Below are 1,569 nucleotides of genomic sequence, written 5' to 3'. Positions count from 1 at the left end.
GTCACGAAACGTCACTCCTCTCGCGCCCCTGGCGCGGCGCGCCCCGCCCCTGGCGGGGATGCTCGTGGGTTTGTGGGGCTTACGCGCGGCCCCTGGCCGCGCCGCCCGCCGATGTTTGGGGGTTCCTCACGCCCGAAGGCGATGGAGGCGGTATCGATTGGCGCAGGCGCGGCACATCCAGAACGGCGCGAACGTCCACGCTGAGCGCGGCTTGGGGCGGTGGCAGGAGACGCACTTCACGCCGCCACCTCCTCAACCTCGGGTTGCGTGGCGTTGAGCTTGTTCATCTCCGCCGTGGGGTCCTCCACGCCGAGCTCCGCCAAGGTCGTCTCGAGGCTCAACACGCCCGCCTCATACTTGGCGAGGGTCGCCTGCTGGTCTTCGCTGGTGGGTTGCACGACCCTGATGCGCGCCGACGCGGTGACGCGGAACGCGTCGAACCGGCCAGGAGCGTTTATCAGCACGGCGGCGAGGCGGAGGCTGGTGGTGAGAAGCCACCTGATCGCGCCTTGCACCTGCGCCGCGGTGGTAGTCAGTGAATCCACGTAGTCGCTCATGGCCTGCTTGCGGGATTCGCCGCTGGCGGTGGCGTCGCCCGCGAGGAGGACGTGCAGTTGCTTGGCTTCCTCGAGCACGGCCCGGTAAGCCTGCTCGATGGTCAGCGTGAACGCCGTGGGGCTCACGGGGTCGCGGTACACGACGCTCGGGGACGCGTACGAGTACGTGCCATCCTCCCGCGGTTCGATCACGCCCACCACGTGGTTCGTGGCTCCCGCCCCCACGTACAGTGGGTCGGGCGTCCACGTGCCCTTCCCCGGCTCCGTGGGTTGCCCGTCCTCACCCAACCACCTGCCGGGAGCCTGAGCGTTCAGGAACGTCCTCTCGACGAAGCCCGCCACGTCAACGTTCCGCGACATCATGGTGTAAGCCTTGTTGATGAGCTTCTGCTGCATGATCGCCGCGGGCGTGATGAGCGGCTCCCGCCGCATCTCGTGCATGAGCAGCGCCCCACCCAGGGGGTACGCGACGGGTTCGCCTACAGGCGTGTTGCCGTTGAGGATGACGATGAGCGTATCGCTCGTCGCGTCAACGTCGAGGCCGAGGCGCGCCAGGTTCGCTCCCGTGCCGGTCAGCTCCGTGAGCATGGCGCCGGTCTCGTCCCGGTACGAGTACCGGGTCGCGATGGGGTCGCCGTCCGCGTCCCGCAGCACACCCGCGTTCGCGGGCGTGCACGCGTGAATGCCGATGTCCGCCAACGCCTCACCCAGGCTGCCGCGCTTGGGTACCCTGCCGTCCTCACCGACGCTGGAACTGCGGATGAACAAGCGCAGGGGTGAGACGGCGGGGCGTGGCGGTTCGTCACCGCGGCTCGACTCCTCCGCGAACAACAGCCTGAGCGTCGCCTCCTGCAACGCGGCCAGCACGCCGTTCGCATCCCACCACGCGGTCAACGCGTCCTCGGCTTCGGTGGTGAGTTGCTTCAGGCCGCGCTCCCGGTCAGGCACCAGCGACCACGCCGGCTCCCGCCCGACCACCGCGTCCCTATGCCTCGTCGCGACCTCCCGGAGG

1 protein-coding gene is annotated in these 1,569 nt (G+C 69.2%); it reads right to left on the bottom strand.

Annotation, left to right across the window (positions count from 1 at the left end; translation table 11 throughout):
• Positions 1-236 precede the first annotated feature (236 nt).
• Positions 237-1,569: hypothetical protein (locus VF202_05790; GenBank protein ID HEX7039603.1), on the bottom strand; the 1,333-nt coding region annotated here is incomplete at its 5' end.

The sequence above is a fragment of the Trueperaceae bacterium genome, from assembly GCA_036381035.1.
GTDB lineage: Bacteria > Deinococcota > Deinococci > Deinococcales > Trueperaceae > DASRWD01.
This window is presented reverse-complemented; position numbering and strand designations above follow the sequence as displayed.